We start from the raw sequence: 19759 nt of genomic DNA on the forward strand, positions 1-19759 counted from the left end.
GATGCACATGCGGATCGATGCCGCCGGGCATGAGGTAACATCCGGTGGCGTCCAGTTCGGTGTCGCCGGAGAGGTTCGGGCCGATCTCGACGATCACGCCAGCGTCGATCTTGACGTCGGCCTTGTAGGTGAGATCGGCGGTGACGATGGTGCCGTTCTTGATGACTGTGGTCATTGCCTGCTCTCCCTCTCGTTTTTCAAGACGGCGGCACCGTTCACGGTGCTGTCGCGCCGCGTCGTGCCATCTAGTGGATTTTCAGCATGTGCTCGGGAGAAGCCCCGTGCGACGTCGATTTATACCTCGACCAGATCGAGCCGCTGTTCAATGCGGGAAAGGCGATCGTCCAACCGATCGAGCCGATTGGAGAAACCGGCATTCTGGGCTGTGAGGCCACCGACCTGGTATTCGAGGACGCCGAGGCGCGCTTTGACCTCCGACATGTCGTCGGAGAGGCGATCCATCTTGCCGCGGATTGCGCGCAGGTGTTCGAGGACCAGATTGTCGGCAGACGAGGACATGATCGATGCTCCATCGGACCTTGCACAACCCAATATAACGCCGAAGTGTTCACCCGACAATCTCCGCCGTCTCCAGCACCGCGCGCAGCAGCACGTCGGCGCCGGCTGTTGCCCAGTCCTTCGAGATTTCCTCGGCCTCATTGTGCGACAAGCCGCCGACGCAGGGGCACATGATCATGGTTGCGGGGGCGACCTTGGCGGCCCAGCAGGCGTCGTGGCCGGCGCCGGAAATGATATCCATGTGGCTGTAGCCGAGATCTTCCGCCGCCTTGCGGACGGAGGCGACGAGCTTCGGATCGAAGGTGACCGGATCGAAATGGCCGACGGCCTCGACCGAACAGCCGACACCGAGCGTTTCGCAGATTGTCGCTGCCTCTGCCTCGATCTTGGCACGCATGCGATCGAGCTTTTCCTGGGAGGGCGTGCGGATGTCGACGGTGAAGACGACTGTGCCGGGCAGCACGTTGCGCGAGTTCGGCGAGAACTTGACCTGGCCGACGCCGCCGACGGCGCCAGGTTGTTCGCTCATGGCCACGCCCTGCACCATCTCCATGATGCGGGCCATGGCAAGGCCGGCATTGACGCGCAGGTTCATCGGGGTCGAGCCGGTATGGGCCTCGCGACCGGTCAGAGTGAATTCCAGCCACCACAGGCCCTGGCAATGGGTGACGACGCCGATCTGCCGATCCTCGGCTTCGAGGATCGGGCCCTGTTCGATATGATATTCGAAATAGGCGTGCATCGGCCGCGCGCCGACCTCTTCATCGCCGAGCCAGCCGATGCGCTTCAGCTCGTCGCCGAAACTCTTTCCGTCCATGTCCTTCCGGGCATAGGCATATTCCTGCGTCAGCATACCTGCGAACACGCCTGATGCGAGCATGGCGGGGGCGAAGCGCGCGCCTTCCTCGTTGGTCCAGTTGGTGACCACGATCGGATGCTTCGTCTTGATGTTGAGGTCATTCATGGAGCGGACGACTTCGAGGCCAGCCAGCACGCCGAGCACGCCGTCATACTTGCCACCGGTTGGCTGGGTGTCGAGATGGGAGCCGACATAGACGGGAAGGGCATCCGGGTCGGTTCCGGCGCGTGTCATGAACATGTTGCCCATGGTGTCGACGCCCATCGTCAGGCGGGCATCCTCGCACCAGCGCTGGAACAGGCGACGGCCTTCTGCATCCTCATCGGTGAGCGTCTGGCGATTGTTACCGCCGGCGATGCCGGGGCCGATCTTCGCCATGTCAATCAGCATGTCCCACAGCCGGTCGCCGTTGACGCGCAGGTTTACGCCGGGTTGAGCCGTCATGATCCTAGTCCTCACCTGTTCACCCAAAGCCGGATCTTTCGCCCGGCTTCATTATTCCCCGGGGTCAACGACGGCGGTGATTGTTTGTTTTTTTACCGCTGTCGTATCGGCAGTTGCCTTTGTCCGGCATCTGTCCAATAATTTGACCGACTGGTAAAACATTACAACTTCCATCGCGGCACTCAAGACGAAAATCGGAAAAATTTGCGACAAAAAACCGGGCAGTTGCACAGAAAATGTGCGCCAATATTGTCGAATTACTTCAGTATGTTAGGCGGGAACACCTAAAAAATGGCGATACCGAGAGCGGCACAGACCCAGAGGCGCACACGCATTCAGGAAGAGAAAGAGGAGCTTATCCTCGAGGCAGCGCTTGAAGTGTTTTCGCAGCGGGGGTTTCATGGCTCGACGATCGATCAGATCGCCGAGGTGGCAGGTATGTCGAAACCGAACCTCCTCTACTATTTCCGCACCAAGGACACGATGCACCGGGCGTTGATCGATCGGGTGCTGGAAAACTGGCTGGAGCCGTTGCAGGCCTTCGACGCCGAGGGCGATCCGGAGGAGGAGATCCGTTCCTATATCCGCCGCAAGCTGGAAATGGCGCGCGATTTTCCGCGCGAGAGCCGGCTGTTCGCCAACGAGATCCTGCAGGGCGCGCCGCATATAGAAGGTGTTCTGGAGGGGCCGCTCAAGTCTCTCGTCGATGAGAAGGCCGAGGTGATCCGGGCTTGGATCGCGGCCGGCAAGGTGCGCGACTGCGATCCTTATCACATGATCTTCTCGATTTGGTCGACCACGCAGCACTATGCCGATTTCGATGTTCAAGTGAAGGCTGTGCTGGGTCGCGGACATGACGGTGTCGATCGCTTCGAGGCGGCCGCGCAATTCCTGGAGAAGCTGTTCGTCAGTGGCCTCATCCTCGGCGACAAGAGCGCCTGATCAGTCTTTCAGCAGTCCCATGACCAAAAGGCCGCCGGCCGTTACCAGTGCGCCGGCAAAGACGGCCGGGCTGGCCCAGCCATGGCCGATCAACCCCTCAAGGATAATCACCGAGGTTGGCGTGAGATAGCCGTAGCCAAGCACCTTGGCGGCGGGAAGCCGGGTCGAGGCATATTGCAGCAGCATGAAGGTGATCGCGGTCGTCACCACCGAAAGATAGGCGACCGTCGCCCAGACGCTCAGCGGCAGTGTGGAAAAGTCTGTTTCGATCAGCGGCAGGGCGCCTGTCGGCAGAAGCCAGGGCACGGTAAAGACCGTCACCCAGAAACCGAAGGCGACGGGATGTTCGCCGCGGCCAAACTTGCGGATCAGCGGCACATAGGCGGCATGCCCAATGACCCCGACGAAATAGATCAACTCGCCGCCCCCCACGTCAAAGGCCAACATGGCACTGACATCGGCGCGGAAGATGACCCAGATTGCGCCGAGCGCCGCGATGATCAGGGCAGCCAGCACGCCCGGCCGGGTCGGCTGGCGCAACAGGAAAAAAGCAAAGCCGGCGCTGATCAGAGGCATCAGGGTGAAGACGGCGCCGGTCTGGACAGGGCTGGTGAATTCCAGGGCGGTGAACATGGTCAGCATGTAGACGGCGATCAGGCCGCCGAGGATGACGAAACGCCAGGGCTCTTTCGGAAACTGGAAAGGCGCCTTGAAGATGCCGAAGGCCATGATGCCCATGACGACCACTGTCAGAAGGTAGCGCCAGAGGGTCAGGGGGCCGGCATCCATGGATTGTGCCGCTATGCCGCCGAAGGAGAAGGAGCCGGCAATCAACGCCGCAAAGAGCATCATTCCGGCGTGGGCGAGTAGCTTTTCGCGACCTTTGGCATGAATGGAATGTTCGTTCGGGGAGGCGGTTTCGACGGTGTTTTCAGACATTTCCATTCCTGCGGGCATGCTCGGCGAAAGCGTTTTCGCCCCTGTCCGGCTGTTCTCCTCCACTGGGCGAAGGCTTGACCAGGCCGGTATTCTCATTCATTTGCGACGGAGCGCCAATTGAAGCGCCGACTGGAGCGATGCGTTCCGCTCCATCCCGACACACCCTGCCAGTTAATCGAAAGTGGATGCCATGACAACGACGATCGGCTTCAGCGACACCACCCGCAAGACCAGCGACGTTCTGCAAGGCGTGATCAATTCCATTCGCGGCGAGCATGTGACTCTGCGCGAGATCCTCGCGGAAATGGGCGAGAGCGGCCTGCTGTTGCTGTGTGGCCTGCTGTCGCTGCCATTCCTGTTTCCGGTTTCCATTCCGGGTGTCTCTACGGTGTTCGGGGCCGGCATCGTGCTGATCGGTATCGCCATCACATTCAATCGCCTGCCGTGGCTGCCGGAAAAGCTGGTCGATCGCCGGCTGGAAAGCCGTAAGCTGGTGCCGGTGCTGGAGCGTGGCGTCAACGTGCTGCGACGGCTGGATCGCTTCATCCGGCCGCGCGTCTCGCTGTTGACGACCGGCGTCGTGATGAACCGTCTGAACGGCCTGACGCTGACGGGGGCCGGCGCACTGCTGATGATGCCGCTGAGCTTCATTCCGTTTTCCAACACCCTGCCGGGTGTCGCGATCCTGCTGCTATCGGCCGGTATTTCCCAGCGTGACGGCCTTGTGGTTGCCGGTGGCTATCTGCTGACGCTGCTGACGCTGGTCTATTTCGGCGGGCTCGCCTATGCGGCCTATGCCGCGGGCCAGAGCCTTAACCTGCTCGGCGGCTGATCAGGCGCGGCTGAGCAACAGGTCTTGGCGCTCCTGCGCGTGCCTGCGGGCAAAATCGATAAACGCGTCGCCACTCATCGGTCGCGCGAGGGCGTAGCCTTGCAGGGTATGGCAGCCGAGATCGCGCAGGATCGCCGCATGCTCCATGGTCTCGACGCCTTCGGCCACGATGCCGATGCCGAGAGACCGGCCTATATCGACGATCGAGCTGATCAGGCGGCGTTGGGCCACATTGCTTACGATCGGAGCGGTCAGCTGGCGGTCGATCTTCAGTCGGCTCGGGGAAAGCTTGACCAAGCTGAGGATCGATGCATAGCCGGTGCCGAAATCATCAATTTCGATGTCGATGCCATAGGCGCGGATGCGGTCGATGCTCTGGGCGATCGCGTCACCCTTGTCGTCGAATGAGATCGATTCCAGCAACTCAAACGACAGGCTGCCGGGCTCGAGCGTGAGTGTGTCGAGCCGTTCGAGCAATGTTTCTTCAAACAGGCGCTGTGCCGAAATGTTGACGGAGACGCGGTCGACGCCAAGGTCGTTGGCGCGCCAGCGGGTGAGCTGGAACAAGGCCTGATCGAGGATGGTCGCGTCGATCTGCGAGACGACATTGAGACTTTCGGCAATATCGAGGAAGGCGTGCGGTGCCAGGATGCCGCGTTGCGGATGCTGCCAGCGCGCCAGTGCCTCGACACCGTTGATTTCCAGGGTGTGGGCATCGAACTGCGGCTGGAAATAGGGGATGAACTCTTCCGCTGCCAGCGAGCGCAGGATGGCATCGGCTGTCTTCTTGGTGTTCACCGTCTGAGCGCGCAATTGATCGCTGAACCGCTCGACGCGGTTGCGGCCCCGGCGCTTGGCTTCATAAAGGGCGATATCGGCATTGACCAGCAGTTGCGCAACCACCGAATTCCGGTCGGTCTTGGTGGCAACGCCGATCGAGGCACCGACCCGGCACTCATGGCCCTCATAGGTGATCGGCGTATTGATGGCGCTGATCAGGCGACGCCCCATCTCCAGATACTGCTCCTCGCCAAGCTGGCTGAAGCAGACGATGACAAACTCGTCGCCGCCGATGCGTGCGACGAAATCGCTGTCGCGCACGTTGAGGCGCAAGCTTTCGGCGACATGGCGCAGCATGGCATCGCCGGCACCGTGACCGAGTGTATCGTTGATATCCTTGAAGCGATCGAGGTCCATGTGCAGGACTGTGAGTCGGTTTTCGGCATGTTCAAGCTTGTCGATCGCTGCAATATGCTGATCTAGATAGCGGCGATTGGGCAATCCGGTCAGGGCGTCATGCAAGGAGTTGTGCTCCATGTGCCGGCGGGCAGTTTCCAGCGCTTCATTCTGCTGTTCGGTCTGACGCTGTGCTTCGCGAAGATCCTGCTGCAGACGGATATCGGCGGTGACGTCCCAGTTCACGCCGACCATCTTCCTGCGGTTTTCACTATCTCGGTAATGCGTGCCGAAGGCGCGGATGTGGCGAGTTTCGCCGTCCGGACGAATGATCCTGAATTCGGCGACATAGTCACGGTCGCGGAGCACGGCCTTCTTGAAGTTTCGCTCGGAGACTTCAAGATCATCAGGATGCAGAAGGGTATGCCAGGTTTCCAGCGAACTGTCGGGTTCTTCGGTCAGCCCGTAGAGTTGGCGGACTCGATTGTCCCAGGTCAGTTCGCCGGTATCCAGATCCACGTTCCAGATGCCGATGCCGGAGGCGGTCAGGGCCAGTTCGAGCCGGTGGGAGATCGCGTTCAGTTCGCTCTCGCGCTGACGGAGAACGGCGATGTTGGCCTGCCGCTCCCGCAACAGGCGGGCGACCCAGGCGACGGGCGCGACGATCATCGCGCCGACAAGCATCATGAGGAACCGGAATGTGCCTTCGTTTTGGGCCGGCTGATCCCATCCACCTTTGGGTCGCGCAGCGATTTCCCAGCTTTCATTGCCAAAACTGATGGGCATGAGGACCGGGGAACCGAGAAACACTGAGGGGTTGCCGAAAAACGGCATATTGCTGACACCGCCTCTGGTGCTGACGATCGAGACTTCGATGCCGAGGTTTTCCGAATTCAGGCCGCCGTAGTCGTAGAGCTTGTCCATATCGATGACTGCAGCCATCAGGCCCCAGAAGCTGCGCGCGGCTTTGCCGGTCTGGACGACGACCGGGTAGCGGACGATGAGGCCACGTCCGCCCTGAACAAGGTCAACGGGGCCGGTCACCGCCATGCGCCCGGTGTCACGCACCTGCATGGCAACCTCCCGTTGGGTTTCGCTTGTGCGGTAGTCGAAGCCGATGGCTTTCTCGTTGCCGCTCAAGGGATAGGCAAATCGAACGACGAGATCGGGTGCCAAGGCAATATGGCGCAACTGGTGCTCGGTGTCGAAGAGGCGGACAGCCAGCGCCGAAAAGCGTGTCTGGTCAATCTTCGGTTCGGTTTCAACGACGGCGACAAGCCCCTGAACCAGCTTTATATTTGCGTTGATTCCGCCTTCCAGCCTGGCCCTGATCAGCCCCAGTTCCTCGGCCACGCCGTTGCGCAGATTTTCCTGATGAAGGTGGTTTTTCTGAATGTCGGCGTAGACCATGGCGATCGCAACGGCGGCGACAACAACAATGGCGGGGACATAGTATTGAAGAGCAGCGTCGAGCGCTCCCCAATTCTTGTCCCTGACCTTTTCCGCCATGTTTCAATGCCCCATTGTGACGCGGAGGAGCCATTTCAGCCTGTTGAGAAGCCTCCGCTAAATGAGCAGATTTTCACGAAACCCTTGAAATTTGCTGAATCGATCGGTCAAAATATCACAGGTGGAGTGCGATGCATGATGCTCGTTTTAGGTGAGTGGGAACATATCGTATCGACACCCTCCCACCCAATTTCACTGCTCTATTCTGCGGCCTGGACCGACATCGGGTTGTTCGGATGGGTCGTCCAGTTGGCGTAGTTCGGATCGACAGGTTTTCCGGTGCGTTGATCAAGAACGCCAGCATCCAGCCCGACCAAGGTGATGCAGTTTTCCACCGGACAGACGTTGACACAGAGATTGCAGCCGACACATTCGTCTTCCATCACCTCGAACTTGCGAACGCCGTCAACGAACTGAGTGATCGCCTGATGCGAGGTGTCCTCACAGGCGATGTGACAGCGGCCGCATTTGATGCAGGCATCCTGATCGATATGGGCCTTGGCGATGTAGTTGAGGTTGAGATACTGCCAGTCGGTCACGTTCGGCACGGCGCGACCGGTGATGTCGTCGAGATCGCGGTGACCCTTGGCATCCATCCAGTCCGAGAGGCCGGTGATCATTTCCTCGACGATCTTGAAGCCGTAGGTCATGGCAGCCGTGCAGACCTGCACATTGCCGGCCCCCAGAACCATGAATTCGGCCGCATCGCGCCATGTGGTGACACCGCCGATGCCGGAAATCGGTAGGCCATGGGTTTCCGGATCGCGGGCGATCTCGGCGACCATGTTGAGCGCGATCGGCTTGACGGCCGGGCCGCAATATCCGCCATGGGTGCCCTTGCCGCCGACGGTCGGGTTGGGGGCGAAGTTGTCGAGATCGACCGAGACGATCGAGTTGATCGTGTTGATCAGCGACACGGCGTCGGTGCCCCCGGATTTTGCGGCGCGGGCGGGCTTGCGGATGTCGGCGATGTTGGGGGTCAGCTTGGTGATGACAGGCATGCGGCTATACTGCTTGCACCAGCGCACGACCATTTCGATATATTCCGGCACCTGGCCGACGGCCGCGCCCATGCCGCGTTCGGACATGCCGTGCGGACAGCCGAAATTGAGCTCGATGCCGTCAGCGCCGGTCTCTTCGACCAGCGGCAGGATCGCCTTCCATTCCTCCTCGACGCAAGGCACCATGATCGAGGCGACCAGCGCGCGATCCGGCCACTTCATCTTGACCTGCTTCATCTCCTGTAAATTGATCTGAAGCGGGCGATCGGTAATCAGTTCGATATTGTTGAGGCCGAGGAGGCGGCGGTCCGCACCCCAGATCGCGCCGTAGCGCGGGCCGTTGACGTTGACGACGGGCGGGCCTTCCGAACCCAGTGTCTTCCAGACCACGCCGCCCCAGCCGGCGCGGAAGGCGCGCTCGACATTGTAGGCCTTGTCGGTGGGCGGCGCAGAGGCGAGCCAGAACGGGTTCGGCGATTTGATGCCGACGAAATTGTTGCGAAGATCAGCCATGATTTTGTCCTCTCAAAACGGGATCAAGCGACAGCACTGGCGCCCGCCATCTGCATGGCGAGAGACTGATTGATGCTTTCGGCCGCATCGCGGCCCATGGCAACGGCAGAGACCGTCAGATCCTGGCCACCGGTGGCGCAGTCGCCGCCTGCCCAGATTCCGGTAATCGAGGTGCGGCCCTCCGCGTCGATGGCGATCTTGCCGCCTTCGACCCTGAGGTCCTCGAGGCCGTAGCCGTCGAGCTTCTGGCCGATCGCGACAAGGATCTGGTCGGTCTTGATCTCGGTCTTGTGACCGGTACCCTTCATGATGCCATCCTCGATATGGGTATATTCGAAGGTGATGGCGGAGACGTGGCCATGGTGATGGGCGACATCCTTCGGCTGCAGCCAGTGGCGGATATGGACGCCCTTCGAGGCCGCCAGATCCTGCTCGAATGTCGAGGCGTTCATGTGTTCCTTGCCGCGGCGATAGCAGATCGTCACGTTTTCAGCGCCAAGCAGCTTGGCCTGCACCGCCGCGTCGATGGCCGTCATGCCGCCGCCAATGACGACAACGTCGCGACCGACCGGCACGTCGGCCTTGCTGTCGGCCTGGCGCAGGTGGGAGATGAATTCGACGGCATCCATGACGCCGTTGATCTGCGCACCGGGGATGTTGAGCATGTTGACGTTGCCGAGGCCGGCGCCGATGAAGACGGCATCGTGTTTGACTTGGAGTTCGGCGAGGGTGAAGTCGCGGCCGAGCATCTGGCCGTCGAGAACGTCGATATTGCCGAGCGAGAGGATGTAGTCGACTTCTCGCTGGGCGAAATCATTCGGCGTCTTGTAGGCCGCGATGCCGTACTCGTTGAGGCCGCCGGCCTTTTCGCGGGCCTCATAGATGGTGACCAGATGGCCGTGCAGGGCGAGGCGGTGGGCGGCAGACAGGCCTGCAGGCCCAGCGCCGACGACAGCGACCGTTCTGCCAGTGGAGGGGGCGGGCGTGTAGAACTGGCGGCCCTGATCAATGGCAATATCTGTTGCATAGCGCTGCAGGCGGCCGATCTCGACGGGGCGTTCCTCGGCCGTGTTGCGCACGCAGGATTCTTCGCAGAGCTGCTCGGTCGGACAGACGCGGGCGCACATGCCACCGAGGATGTTCTGATCGAAAATGGTCTTGGCGGAGCCAATCGGATTGCCAGTCGATATCTGCCGGATGAACATCGGGATATCGATGGCGGTGGGACAGGCCGTCATGCACGGCGCGTCATGACAGAAGTAGCATCTGTCTGATGCAACCAGGGCTTCATGTTCGCCCAGGCGCGGATGTAGGTCGGCAAAGTTTCTTTGATAATCGGCAGCGTCAAGCCGCCCGGCCTTCAGGCCCGGTTCCAGTGTTCGCATCGCAGTTCCCTCATTTTTTGTTCGAAGCGATGCAGGGAAGCGTAACTCAGGATCAAAATTTTATCAAACGGTAAAAATTTGAAAAATCTGCTAAAATAGCCCAGAAAATATGGGGGATTTGACCGTCGTCAAGCGGATCATCTGACTGACGCGGTTGATGGTTTTGCCGTTTTTCCGGAAACCAGGCAAACATGAGTAAAACCTTCAACTATATACTTTACTCTTTTTGTCATGTTTTGTATGGGTGTGTTCCTGGATGAGGACGGCGTCTTGCCGACTCGGATCTGAAGAGCGGAGACGCGACGACATGGCGAAAAAGAAGAAGCATGCCGGAAAGAAGCCGGCGATCGAGGTGACCAGCAAGCCGAAGGTGCGCGTGCAGCCCGAAGTGAAGAGCTTTCTCTATGTCGGCGGGCGGGATTGCCAGGTTGCTCACCTGCGGCAGATCGCCACAAACTTCGGCGCAGAACTGATCCATCACGACGGCGGATTGCGTGAAGCCGTGTCGCGGATCGATACCGTTCTGCCCTCCGTCGACTGCGTCTTCTGCCCGATCGACTGTATCAGCCATGACGCGTGTCTGCGCGTTAAAAGCGGTTGCAAGAAGTTCGGTAAGACCTTCATTCCGCTGCGAAATGGCTCGAAATCCAGCCTTGAGAGGGCGCTGCAGACGATGAGCGAAAGGAATGCCGAAGCATGAGCGCGGACGGGACCAACGAGGGCAGCATCAACGCCTTTCATCGCATAGCCCAGCAACGTGGCGACGGCCTGCTGCCGGAGCTCGTTGCAGGCTTGAAAAACCCCTCGCAAAAAATTGAAGTGACGAAATGCGAAATCATCACTTTGCCGGGCTTGCATAATCGCAAGACAGGTCCCATCTACGCGAGGTCACCGGGGGCAACCGCCCTTGTTATCGAATTTCCCGCGCCCAAGTGGCAGCGAAACGCCTTACGTTTGGGGACGTAGGCTTTCGTCGATGGTGACGACGCGGGCCTAGAGGGAAAACCCCATATGAGCCGCACAGATCAAGCGATGACCAAAAGCTTTGACGTTGTCCCGATCTTACCTTCCTTGAATTTTTCAGAAACACGCGATTTTTACGTCACCCATCTTGGCTTTGAAGAGGTGGGTGCCGACTGCGACGATTACCTTGTTATCCGTAAAGGCCCGATGGAATTGCATTTCTGGCTGAGCGACGATCCGTTTCAGTGCCAGAACAGTTCGGTGTTCTTCCGCTCGAATGCCATTTGCGAAATCTACACCGTCTTGCGGGACCGAGGTGTCGAGGCCGTTCTTCCGTCCGATCAACTGCATGACGTCAGATTCCATGTTCGCGACCCGCATGGAAATCTGCTGATGTTTGCTGACGCAATGGTGCTGGCCGGTGCCACCGCCGCCGCCGCGCCGATGGCAGAAGCCTGCCATTGATCCGGGCAATCTGCTGACAGGTCTTCTCCGCGCTGGCACCTCAGTCAGCGCGGCGAGGCAGCGCCGCTCCGACAGCCAGAAGCAGCCAGGCACCGATCAGCGTCAGCCCGCCGGTTGGCGCTGCCATCGGAAATAGTCCTGAGCCAGCAAACTGGCGCGAAGCCAGATCTCCAGCAAATAGCAGCGTTCCCACCATCATCATCACACCCGAAACCTTGCCCATCCGCAGGGAGGGGCCGGCGACCGCGAGCGCCAGCAGCGCTGGCGCATGCGCAAGGCATATGGTCGAGGCGGGGCGCAGAAGCGCTTCTCCGCCGGCATGGCTGGCCGCAGCAGCCAGCGCGACGCCGGCTGCGCCGATCAGGCCGGCCGCGACCGGCAGGAGCCTTTGGGCGGTTGTAGCAAACGACATGGCTATTCCTTGTTCTGCATGTGATGGGCAAGCCGCACGACCGGCTCCCAGATGATGTCGCGGAGCTTTTCGTTGGCGATTGTCTCGTCCATGGCGCGCCGGAAGCAGAGCAGCCATTCATCCCGCTCGACAGGGCCGATTTCCGCGACGAAGTGGCGACGGCGCAGCATCGGATGCCCGCGCTTTTCCATATAGATCGGCGGCCCGCCCAGATAGCCGGTCAGGTAGTCGTAGAATTTCTCCTCGCTGCCCGACAGATCCGGCGGATGCACCGCGCGGCAGCGTGCTGCTTCGGGCAAGGTGTCCATCAGTTCGTAGAAGCGCCGGCAGAGTGCCTTGACGGTCTCGTCACCGCCGATCGCTTCATAGAGGGTTATGGTTTCTTCGCTCACGGTCTTTTCCTGTCGCTCGTCCCGCATTCCATAGCCGGTTGCCGGACCGGTCGGCAACGCCGAAGCGACTGCTGCGTCAATATGCAATTCGTGTTTCAGGTGGCCTGTTTGGGGCTCAGATGTTCACCATGACGGTGGAAAGCAACGAGTCTACCGGGTGTGCACTGCAAAATACCTGCGACAGAACCGGCTGGCCATGACATAAGGGCGCCGCAACTTTTCGGACCCCAGATCATGATTCGTATTGAGAACATCAGCAAGCAACTCAGCCACCGGATCCTCTTCATCGAGACATCCGCCGCCTTGAACCGTGGGGAGAAGATCGGTCTGGTCGGGCCGAACGGCTCGGGCAAGACCTCGCTGTTTCGCATGATCACGGGTCAGGAAGCGCCTGACGAGGGCCAGGTCGCGGTCGATAAGGGCATCACCATCGGCTATTTCAACCAGGATGTCGGCGAAATGTCGGGCCTGAGCGCTGTTGCCGAAGTGATGAACGGGGCAGGCCCGGTCAGCGATGTCGCCGCCGAGTTGCGCGAACTGGAAGCGGCGATGGTCGATCCTGACCGCATGGACGAGATGGACCAGATCATCGACCGTTACGGTGAAGTCCAGGCGCGATACGAGGAACTGGACGGCTACGCGCTGGAGGGCCGTGCGCGCGAAGTGCTGGCTGGCCTGAGCTTCAGCGAAACCATGATGGATGGCGATGTTGGCGCGCTGTCGGGCGGCTGGAAGATGCGCGTGGCACTTGCCCGCATTCTTCTGATGCGGCCGGACGTGATGCTGCTCGACGAACCGTCGAACCATCTGGATCTCGAAAGCCTGATCTGGCTGGAGCAGTTCCTCAAGGGATACGAGGGCGCGCTGTTGATGACCTCGCATGACCGCGAGTTCATGAACCGCATCGTCACCAAGATCATCGAGATCGATGCCGGCCAGCTCAACAGCTATTCCGGCGACTATGAATTTTACGAGGGCCAGCGCGCCCAGAACGAAAAGCAGCAGCAGGCGCAGTTCGAGCGCCAGCAGGCGATGCTGGCCAAGGAAATCAAGTTCATCGAGCGCTTCAAGGCGCGCGCCAGCCATGCTTCGCAGGTGCAGAGCCGGGTGAAGAAGCTGGAGAAGATCGACCGTGTCGAGCCGCCGAAGCGCCGCCAGGTCGTCGCTTTCGATTTCCTGCCGGCACCGCGCTCTGGCGAAGACGTGATCAACGTCAAGAATGTCTCGAAGAGATATGGCGACAAGGTCATCTATGACGGCTTCGACTTCATGGTCCGCCGCCGCGAGCGCTGGTGCATCATGGGCATCAACGGCGCCGGAAAGTCGACGCTTCTGAAACTGGTGGCTGGCGACAGCACACCCGATACCGGTACGGTCGCCATCGGGGCCAGCGTCAAGATGGGATATTTCGCCCAGCACGCGATGGATATTCTCGATGGCGAAATGACCATTTTCGAGACGCTGGAAAGCACGTTCCCGCGGGCAGGGCAGGCGCCGCTTCGCGCGCTTGCCGGCTGTTTCGGCTTTTCCGGCGACGATATCGACAAGCGTTGCCGGGTTCTGTCGGGTGGCGAAAAGGCGCGTCTGGTCATGGCGATCATGCTGTTCGATCCACCGAATTTGCTGGTGCTCGACGAGCCGACCAACCACCTTGATCTCGACACCAAGGAAATGCTGATCAAGGCGCTGTCGCAATACGAGGGCACCATGCTGTTCGTTAGCCACGATCGCCACTTCCTGGCGGAACTGTCGAACCGGGTGCTGGAAATCACGGAGGATGGGATTTTCCAGTATGGCGGCGGCTACACGGAATATGTCGCCCGCACCGGTCATGAAGCGCCAGGCCTGAAAAGCTGACGCTTTACTCGCCGACCGTTTGACCTGCCTCCTGTTGCGGCTTGAGATAACGTCTGGCGAATAGCCAGACGAAGCCGGCCCATGCGGATCCGGCGCACCAACCGGCCAGGACGTCGGTCGGGTAGTGCACGCCGAGATAGACGCGGCTCATGCCGATGATCACGATCAGGAAGACGGCGAGGGTTATGAAATAGACGCGGACATGGCGGCTCTTTTCGACCCGTGTCAGTATCGCCGCCAAGGTGAGATAAGTCGCCGCCGACAGCATTGCGTGTCCGCTGGGAAAGCTGAAATCGTGCACTTCGACTAGATGCGCGACGACATCCGGCCGGGGTCTGGCCACACCCAGCTTGAGCGCGCTGCTGATCGCCCAGCCGCCCAGGACGGATGCGCCCAGAAAAATTGCGCTGGCCCATTCGCGGCGGATGCACAAGAAGACGGTCGTTGCCACGGTGACCAGGGCCAGAACAGTGGTTCCTCCCAACACGGTGATATCGGAGAAGATCTTGCTCAGCCAGTATGGGCCAATCGGCAGGCTGGTATCGGTTGCATCGCGTAATGACAGCAGCACCGCTTCATCGATAAAACGTGTCTCGCCCTCGAGCATTTCGCTCATCAGTCTTGAAAAGACAAAGGCGGCGCCGGTGGCGAGACAGAAGACAAGCAGAACCACGGCTTCGACCTGGGCGATGCGCTCGCGCGCATGCGCGATCACCCTACGCATCATGGGTCATCCCTGCGGAATCCGGCAAGACATGCATCGGTGAAGCGCTCCTCTTCGGCCTTGGACACATTTAGAGGAGCGGCGTGAAAGAACAATAGGTTGGCAGCACCAGCCTATTGTCACATCCGAGGGCCAAAGGAGTATCGCAAACCTAGCCGTTGAAGCGCGAATGCCAGTTCCAGGCGGACCGGATGATGTCGTTGATGTCGTGCTTCGGCTTCCAGCCGAGAACATTTTCCGCCTTGCCGTTGCCTGCAACGAGCATTGGCGGATCGCCGGCGCGGCGTTCCGTCTTGACCACCGGCATCGGTCGGCCGGAGACGGATTCGATGGCGCTGATCAGTTCCTTCACCGTGGTGCCTGTCCCGGTGCCGAGATTGATGTCGACCGTCTCGCCGCCGTTCAGCAGGTATTCCACCGCGCGCACATGGGCGTCTGCCAGATCGTTGACGTGGATATAGTCGCGGATGCAGGTGCCGTCGCGGGTGTCGTAATCCTCGCCGAAGATCGAGAAATGCGGACGCCGGCCGAGCGCCACTTCGATTGCCAGCGGAATGGCATGGGTTTCCGGGGTGTGCCACTCGCCGATACGGCCTTCGAAATCGGCGCCGGCGGCGTTGAAATAGCGCAGCATGACGGACCGCATGCGATCACACAGGTCGAAGTCGCGCAGCGCCTGTTCGACGATATGCTTGGTGCGGCCATACGGGTTGATCGGGTTCTGTGGATGGGTTTCGTCGAGCGGCAGACGCTCCGGCCTGCCATAGGTTGCGCAGGTCGAGGAAAAGACGAAGGCGCGAATATCCGCCTCCATCAGTGCCTGCAGCAAGGTCAGCGAGCCGACGACATTGACGTCGTAAAAGGCTTCGGGTTCCTGGAATGACTGGCCGACCTCAATCAGACCGGCAAAATGCAGGGCGGCGACCGGCTTGTGCTTGGCCAGAACCTCGCGCAGACGGGCGCGGTCGCGGATGTCGCCCTGTTCGGCCGGTCCCCATTTGACAAATTCCTCGTGGCCGCCGGAAAAGTTGTCATAGACCAGTGGCACATAACCCTTGTTGGCCAAAGCCAGGCATGTGTGGGAGCCGATGTAACCGGCGCCACCGACCACGAGAATTGTCTTTTCAGTCATGACCAACCTTTGGAACTGGTTTCGCGAAGGGTATCGCGATGTGTTGTTTTACTCGACAAGCAGAGCGATCGTACTCACGGCTCTCTAGATTGGCGTTGCTCAGACCGGTGGATGCAGGAATGCCGGCATAGCGGCATTTTTCGCTGTCTTGGACAGGTAAAGCCTCGCGGTGTCGAGCGCTTCGCGAATGGTCACATCCATGTCGAGATAGCGGTAAGTGCCCAGGCGTCCGACAAATGTAACGCCCGCCTCCTGTTCGGCACGCGCGACATATTCCGCCAACTGTTCCTTCTCCTTGACGAGCCGGATGGGGTAGTAGGGGATGTCGTCCGGACCGCAGACGCGGGCGAATTCGCGGTAGCAGACTGAGCCTGCATGATCTTCCCAGGGTGAGAAATGCTTGTGCTCAGTGATCCTCGTATAAGGCACGGAGGCATCGCCGTAGTTCATCACGGCGCAGCCCTGGTAGTCACCCTGATAGGTGAAGCGTTCGAAATCGAGCGTGCGATAGCCGAGGCGGCCATGTTCGAAATTGAAATAGCCGTCGAGCGGGCCGGAATAAAAGACGTGGGCATAGCCCGCGGCCTCAGCGCGATCGAACCGCGTCTCGAGCTTTACCGAAATGTTGTCGTGATCGAGAATGGCGGCGATCATGTCGGTGTAGCCGTTTTCCGGCATGCCCTGGAATTTGTGAAAGAAATAGTTGTCATCGTAGTTGAAGCGAACCGGCAGCCGCTTCAGGATCGACGCGGGCAGGTCGGTCGGCGAGCAGCCCCACTGCTTTTCCGTGTAGCCCTTGAAGAAAGCCTCATACAGATCCTTGCCGACAAAACGCAGGGCCTGTTCCTCGAAAGTCTGCGGATCCTCGATGGTCTTGTCGGCCTGCTCCTCAATAAAGGCGCGGGCTTCGTCCGGCCGGAAGGTCTTGCCGAAGAACTGGTTGATGGTGTGCAGGTTGACGGGCAGGGAGTAGACCTGATCCTGGCTCGTCGTCTTGACCCGGTTCTTGTAGGGCAGGAAGGTCTCGAAGCCGTTGACATAGTCCCAGACTTCGGCGTCATCCGTGTGAAAGATATGCGGGCCGTAGAGATGGACCATGACGCCGGTATCGGCATCGCGCTCGGTATGGCAGTTTCCGGCGATATGGCTGCGAGCGTCGAAGATCTCGACCTGATAGCCGGCCAGCGCGAGTTCGCGCCCGATCACGGCCCCCGAGAGTCCAGCGCCGACGATAGCAATTTTTCCTTTTGCGGGCATTCCAAACTGTCCTGTTTCGTCTCTTCGCCAGCCGGTGTGTTTGCGCTGCGCGGATGGTGGTCAGGTGTGGCGTTGCAAGTTTTGTGACGCTCTACCGATTATGATTAGGGGGCCTGCATCCATGCCGTCGGGCCGAAACCTGAGACAGGGGCGGGCGGAACTCAAGCGGCTCAGTGCCGTTCCAGTTCCGCCTTTGTCTTAAGGCCGCTTCGTCAGGCCCTGGCTTCCGGCCATAGGCGGGCATCAGGGCGCAGCGGTTCATAGCTGTTCCATTGGGTGAGTTTGTCGAGGTAGCGCTGGCGATATGCCTTGTCGTCCTCGAATTCGATGTGTTCGGCCACGATCTCCGCACCCACCTCGTAGTAAACATCGAGATTGCGCATGTCCGGGGTCGGCGTTTCGCCACGCTCTCGCTCACCCTGCATCTGCCAGCACAGTTCTTCCAGACGCCGAACCATGGCCGGCATGTCGCGCAGGGCACTGGTTTCGCGCTGGCGCTGCAGGGATGCACGCACCGCTGCAAGGCTTGCTGGATCACGGGCATAGGCGACGGCCTTGTTGACGTAGTCGTCAGGCGTCGAGCAGATCAGTTCCGGAATGCCGGCAGCCGAGACGATGCTGGCGCAGAAGCGCGATGCAAAGCTCTTGCCGGGCAAAGTCAGGACCGGCAGGCCCATGGTGATCGCGTCCGATGCCGTCGAATGGGCGCCATAGGGGAAGGTGTCGAGGAAGAGGTCGGCCACGCCGATACGGGCGAGATGCTGGGCGTTGGGTGCCTTCGGCGCGAAGATGATGCGGTCGGCGGCGACGCCGCAGACGGTAGCGGATTGGCGAAGCCGCTGATTGACGGCGTCCGATCCGGTCAGAAGCCACAGCACGCTTCCCGGCGTGGCGGCAAGGATCTTCATCCAGCGGGCAAAGCCGTTTGCGGTGATCTTCTGCATGCCGTTGAAGCAGGCAAAGACGAACGCGTCCTCCGGCAGGCCAGCTTCGGTGCGGGTCGGCCTGGCGGCGATCTGGCGCTTGCGGTCGACAGGCTGGTTGCAGGGAATGCGCAGGACCTTTTCGGTGTAGTAGAGCTCGTTTTCCGGCGGGACGATATAGTCGTCGGCGATCAGATACTGGTGGAACGGGCTCGCCATCGAACCGGGATAACCGCAGAAGGCGGCGATGACCGGTGCCGGACGGTAGGCGAAGATCCGCGTACGGGCATGTTTGGTAAAGCCGTTGACGTCGAGCAGGATATCGATCTCGTCGGACGCGATCAGGCGGGCCGCCTGTGCGTCGTCGATGGTCGAGATATCGCGCCAGGTGTCGACGACTTTCTTCATGCGTTCCTGGGTGCCGTCATTGGTGCGCGCCTCGCCACAATAATAGGCGAAAATCTCGACGCTGCTCTTGTCGTGCAATTCGAGAACCTCGCTGAGCGCAAAGCCGACGGCATGGTCGCGCAGGTCGGAGGAGACATAACCGATGCGCAGGCGCTGGCCGCTTCCGGTTTTCTGCTTTACCTGCTTCGGCGTGAAGCCGGTCAGGTCGGGGCGACCGACAAGGGTCTTGAGGTAACGATAGGCCTTGGCAAGCTGGAACAGCGGGTCGTCGGCATAGCAGCCCAGCGGCAGGGGCGACATGGCATCGAGCAACTGGCGCTTTGTCACGTGCTCCGAGGGAATGACAATCGGCCATTTGCACTGGTGCTGGCGCAAGGACAGCCAATGCTGACCGGCCTCCGGCTTGTCGGGGCGCATTTCGATGGCTTGCCACAGTGCTGTTTCAGCCTCTTCCTGCAGGCCCGCACCTTCCATGACGCGGCCGATATGCTGAAGGGTCATCAGCCGATGGCTCATCCGTTCCGGCGTCAGTTCCGCCGTCGCTTCGATGAACGAGCGCCATTGCTGGATCGCCTGCGCGTTCAGACCGGCATCTTCGTAGGCGCGACCAAGGTTGATGTTCGCATGGCCGAAGCGCGGCTCAATCTTCAAGCAGGCGCTCAGGGCATTGATCGAGCCGGGGATGTCACCCAGTTGCCTGAGCGTGACGGAGTAGTTGAAATAGGCAAGGTGCAGAAGGGGATTGCTGTCATTGTAGGCAATCCACGCCTTGTACAATTCTGCGGTCTGCGCGCTCTGCCCAGCGGCATTCGTATTCTCAGCCAGCTGAAACAGCTCATTCAGGGGAAGCTTCTGATTGCGGGCTCGTTCCACGAAAACAGCGAGTTGCAAATTGCGGTCTGAGGCTAATGCGTTGTCCATGACCATGTATATCCCAAGAACTGAAGGCCTAACGGCTTGAGTTGAAACCACGCGCTAAAGCGTCGGATTGCTTTAGCTGCGCTAGCTTGCTTTGGGCTTGTGGCTTTCACCCGGATTCGGTGTTCTTGCTGGTCGACCGCTGCGCCGACATTCTTCCAGTAGTGTCTCCGTCTGCCGATCCATAAG

At 60.1% G+C, this 19759-nt stretch carries 19 protein-coding genes and 1 pseudogene; 6 read left to right on the forward strand and 14 right to left on the reverse strand.

The window, feature by feature from the left end; all coding sequences use genetic code 11:
• The 3 genes and pseudogenes from PDO_RS28060 to PDO_RS20095 form a co-directional block, all read right to left on the reverse strand.
• Positions 1–175: pseudogene (locus PDO_RS28060) on the reverse strand (dihydropyrimidinase); the annotation flags it as partial.
• Between the two features lie 119 nt (positions 176–294).
• Positions 295–519: a hypothetical protein gene (locus PDO_RS20090; RefSeq protein WP_007606194.1), complete on the reverse strand. Its 225-nt coding sequence runs from the start codon at positions 517–519 to the stop codon at positions 295–297.
• 49 nt (positions 520–568) lie between these two features.
• Positions 569–1822 (reverse strand): Zn-dependent hydrolase, encoded by a 1254-nt coding sequence (locus PDO_RS20095; protein ID WP_007606201.1) that lies wholly within the window; start codon positions 1820–1822, stop codon positions 569–571.
• A 291-nt stretch (positions 1823–2113) separates the two neighbouring features.
• On the opposite strand from PDO_RS20095, the gene PDO_RS20100 reads away from it, so the two are divergent.
• Positions 2114–2764: a TetR family transcriptional regulator C-terminal domain-containing protein gene (locus tag PDO_RS20100; RefSeq protein ID WP_007606204.1), complete on the forward strand. Its 651-nt coding sequence runs from the start codon at positions 2114–2116 to the stop codon at positions 2762–2764.
• Here the strand turns inward: PDO_RS20100 and PDO_RS20105 are convergent, their stop codons facing one another.
• A complete protein-coding gene (locus PDO_RS20105) occupies positions 2765–3703 on the reverse strand; it encodes a DMT family transporter (protein ID WP_007606205.1) in 939 nt (312 codons plus the stop codon).
• Between the two features lie 190 nt (positions 3704–3893).
• On the opposite strand from PDO_RS20105, the gene PDO_RS20110 reads away from it, so the two are divergent.
• A complete protein-coding gene (locus tag PDO_RS20110) occupies positions 3894–4535 on the forward strand; it encodes an exopolysaccharide biosynthesis protein (RefSeq protein ID WP_007606208.1) in 642 nt (213 codons plus the stop codon).
• Here the strand turns inward: PDO_RS20110 and PDO_RS20115 are convergent, their stop codons facing one another.
• The 4 genes from PDO_RS20115 to PDO_RS28455 all read right to left on the reverse strand — a co-directional run bounded on the left by PDO_RS20115 (position 4536) and on the right by PDO_RS28455 (position 10312).
• On the reverse strand, positions 4536–7220 hold the full coding sequence (locus tag PDO_RS20115; RefSeq protein ID WP_007606210.1) for a bifunctional diguanylate cyclase/phosphodiesterase: 2685 nt from the start codon (positions 7218–7220) through the stop codon (positions 4536–4538).
• A gap of 200 nt (positions 7221–7420) precedes the next feature.
• Complete coding sequence (preA, locus tag PDO_RS20120; RefSeq protein ID WP_007606212.1) at positions 7421–8734, reverse strand: NAD-dependent dihydropyrimidine dehydrogenase subunit PreA; 1314 nt, start codon at positions 8732–8734, stop codon at positions 7421–7423.
• A gap of 23 nt (positions 8735–8757) precedes the next feature.
• Entirely contained in the window at positions 8758–10119 is a 1362-nt protein-coding gene (locus tag PDO_RS20125; protein WP_007606214.1) for an NAD(P)-dependent oxidoreductase, read from the reverse strand.
• 52 nt (positions 10120–10171) lie between these two features.
• On the reverse strand, positions 10172–10312 hold the full coding sequence (locus tag PDO_RS28455; RefSeq protein ID WP_160167054.1) for a hypothetical protein: 141 nt from the start codon (positions 10310–10312) through the stop codon (positions 10172–10174).
• A gap of 114 nt (positions 10313–10426) precedes the next feature.
• Here PDO_RS28455 and PDO_RS20130 point away from each other — a divergent pair, with 114 nt between their 5' ends.
• The 3 genes from PDO_RS20130 to PDO_RS26805 are packed head-to-tail and all read left to right on the forward strand — an operon-like array spanning position 10427 to position 11547.
• Entirely contained in the window at positions 10427–10819 is a 393-nt protein-coding gene (locus PDO_RS20130) for a DUF2325 domain-containing protein (RefSeq protein ID WP_007606216.1), read from the forward strand.
• Complete coding sequence (locus PDO_RS20135; protein ID WP_007606218.1) at positions 10816–11085, forward strand: hypothetical protein; 270 nt, start codon at positions 10816–10818, stop codon at positions 11083–11085. The genes PDO_RS20130 and PDO_RS20135 overlap by 4 nt, the downstream gene beginning before the upstream one ends.
• 45 nt (positions 11086–11130) lie before the next feature.
• Complete coding sequence (locus PDO_RS26805) at positions 11131–11547, forward strand: VOC family protein (protein WP_007606220.1); 417 nt, start codon at positions 11131–11133, stop codon at positions 11545–11547.
• A gap of 40 nt (positions 11548–11587) precedes the next feature.
• Here the strand turns inward: PDO_RS26805 and PDO_RS20145 are convergent, their stop codons facing one another.
• Both PDO_RS20145 and PDO_RS20150 read right to left on the reverse strand, forming a co-directional pair.
• Complete coding sequence (locus PDO_RS20145; RefSeq protein ID WP_007606226.1) at positions 11588–11959, reverse strand: DUF423 domain-containing protein; 372 nt, start codon at positions 11957–11959, stop codon at positions 11588–11590.
• Positions 11960–11961: 2 nt separating this feature from the next.
• Complete coding sequence (locus PDO_RS20150) at positions 11962–12378, reverse strand: globin domain-containing protein (RefSeq protein ID WP_192814382.1); 417 nt, start codon at positions 12376–12378, stop codon at positions 11962–11964.
• 207 nt (positions 12379–12585) lie between these two features.
• On the opposite strand from PDO_RS20150, the gene abc-f reads away from it, so the two are divergent.
• A complete protein-coding gene (gene abc-f, locus PDO_RS20155; protein WP_007606228.1) occupies positions 12586–14208 on the forward strand; it encodes a ribosomal protection-like ABC-F family protein in 1623 nt (540 codons plus the stop codon).
• Positions 14209–14212: 4 nt separating this feature from the next.
• Here the strand turns inward: abc-f and PDO_RS20160 are convergent, their stop codons facing one another.
• The 4 genes from PDO_RS20160 to PDO_RS20175 all read right to left on the reverse strand — a co-directional run bounded on the left by PDO_RS20160 (position 14213) and on the right by PDO_RS20175 (position 19579).
• Positions 14213–14935 (reverse strand): phosphatase PAP2 family protein, encoded by a 723-nt coding sequence (locus PDO_RS20160; RefSeq protein WP_007606229.1) that lies wholly within the window; start codon positions 14933–14935, stop codon positions 14213–14215.
• Positions 14936–15083: 148 nt separating this feature from the next.
• Positions 15084–16064, reverse strand: coding sequence for a UDP-glucose 4-epimerase GalE (galE, locus tag PDO_RS20165; protein ID WP_007606234.1), 981 nt, complete (start codon positions 16062–16064; stop codon positions 15084–15086).
• A 99-nt stretch (positions 16065–16163) separates the two neighbouring features.
• A complete protein-coding gene (locus PDO_RS20170) occupies positions 16164–17321 on the reverse strand; it encodes a UDP-galactopyranose/dTDP-fucopyranose mutase family protein (RefSeq protein ID WP_007606235.1) in 1158 nt (385 codons plus the stop codon).
• Between the two features lie 212 nt (positions 17322–17533).
• Entirely contained in the window at positions 17534–19579 is a 2046-nt protein-coding gene (locus PDO_RS20175; RefSeq protein WP_007606236.1) for an O-linked N-acetylglucosamine transferase, SPINDLY family protein, read from the reverse strand.
• Between the last annotated feature and the right edge of the window lie 180 nt (positions 19580–19759).

It is taken from the genome of Rhizobium sp. PDO1-076 (assembly GCF_000247475.1).
In the GTDB taxonomy this organism is placed as follows: Bacteria; Pseudomonadota; Alphaproteobacteria; order Rhizobiales; family Rhizobiaceae; genus Allorhizobium.

Coding starts and splice junctions, on each gene's coding strand:
- PDO_RS20145 (WP_007606226.1), bottom strand. CDS start 11,959: ATGTCGTTTGCTACAACCGCCCAAAGGCTCCTGCCGGTCGCGGCCGGC.
- PDO_RS20130 (WP_007606216.1), top strand. CDS start 10,427: ATGGCGAAAAAGAAGAAGCATGCCGGAAAGAAGCCGGCGATCGAGGTG.
- PDO_RS26805 (WP_007606220.1), top strand. CDS start 11,131: ATGAGCCGCACAGATCAAGCGATGACCAAAAGCTTTGACGTTGTCCCG.
- galE (WP_007606234.1), bottom strand. CDS start 16,064: ATGACTGAAAAGACAATTCTCGTGGTCGGTGGCGCCGGTTACATCGGC.
- PDO_RS20105 (WP_007606205.1), bottom strand. CDS start 3,703: ATGTCTGAAAACACCGTCGAAACCGCCTCCCCGAACGAACATTCCATT.
- preA (WP_007606212.1), bottom strand. CDS start 8,734: ATGGCTGATCTTCGCAACAATTTCGTCGGCATCAAATCGCCGAACCCG.
- abc-f (WP_007606228.1), top strand. CDS start 12,586: ATGATTCGTATTGAGAACATCAGCAAGCAACTCAGCCACCGGATCCTC.
- PDO_RS20160 (WP_007606229.1), bottom strand. CDS start 14,935: ATGATGCGTAGGGTGATCGCGCATGCGCGCGAGCGCATCGCCCAGGTC.
- PDO_RS20125 (WP_007606214.1), bottom strand. CDS start 10,119: ATGCGAACACTGGAACCGGGCCTGAAGGCCGGGCGGCTTGACGCTGCC.
- PDO_RS20090 (WP_007606194.1), bottom strand. CDS start 519: ATGTCCTCGTCTGCCGACAATCTGGTCCTCGAACACCTGCGCGCAATC.
- PDO_RS20150 (WP_192814382.1), bottom strand. CDS start 12,378: ATGCGGGACGAGCGACAGGAAAAGACCGTGAGCGAAGAAACCATAACC.
- PDO_RS20135 (WP_007606218.1), top strand. CDS start 10,816: ATGAGCGCGGACGGGACCAACGAGGGCAGCATCAACGCCTTTCATCGC.
- PDO_RS20170 (WP_007606235.1), bottom strand. CDS start 17,321: ATGCCCGCAAAAGGAAAAATTGCTATCGTCGGCGCTGGACTCTCGGGG.
- PDO_RS20115 (WP_007606210.1), bottom strand. CDS start 7,220: ATGGCGGAAAAGGTCAGGGACAAGAATTGGGGAGCGCTCGACGCTGCT.
- PDO_RS20095 (WP_007606201.1), bottom strand. CDS start 1,822: ATGACGGCTCAACCCGGCGTAAACCTGCGCGTCAACGGCGACCGGCTG.
- PDO_RS20100 (WP_007606204.1), top strand. CDS start 2,114: ATGGCGATACCGAGAGCGGCACAGACCCAGAGGCGCACACGCATTCAG.
- PDO_RS20175 (WP_007606236.1), bottom strand. CDS start 19,579: ATGGTCATGGACAACGCATTAGCCTCAGACCGCAATTTGCAACTCGCT.
- PDO_RS28455 (WP_160167054.1), bottom strand. CDS start 10,312: ATGTTTGCCTGGTTTCCGGAAAAACGGCAAAACCATCAACCGCGTCAG.
- PDO_RS20110 (WP_007606208.1), top strand. CDS start 3,894: ATGACAACGACGATCGGCTTCAGCGACACCACCCGCAAGACCAGCGAC.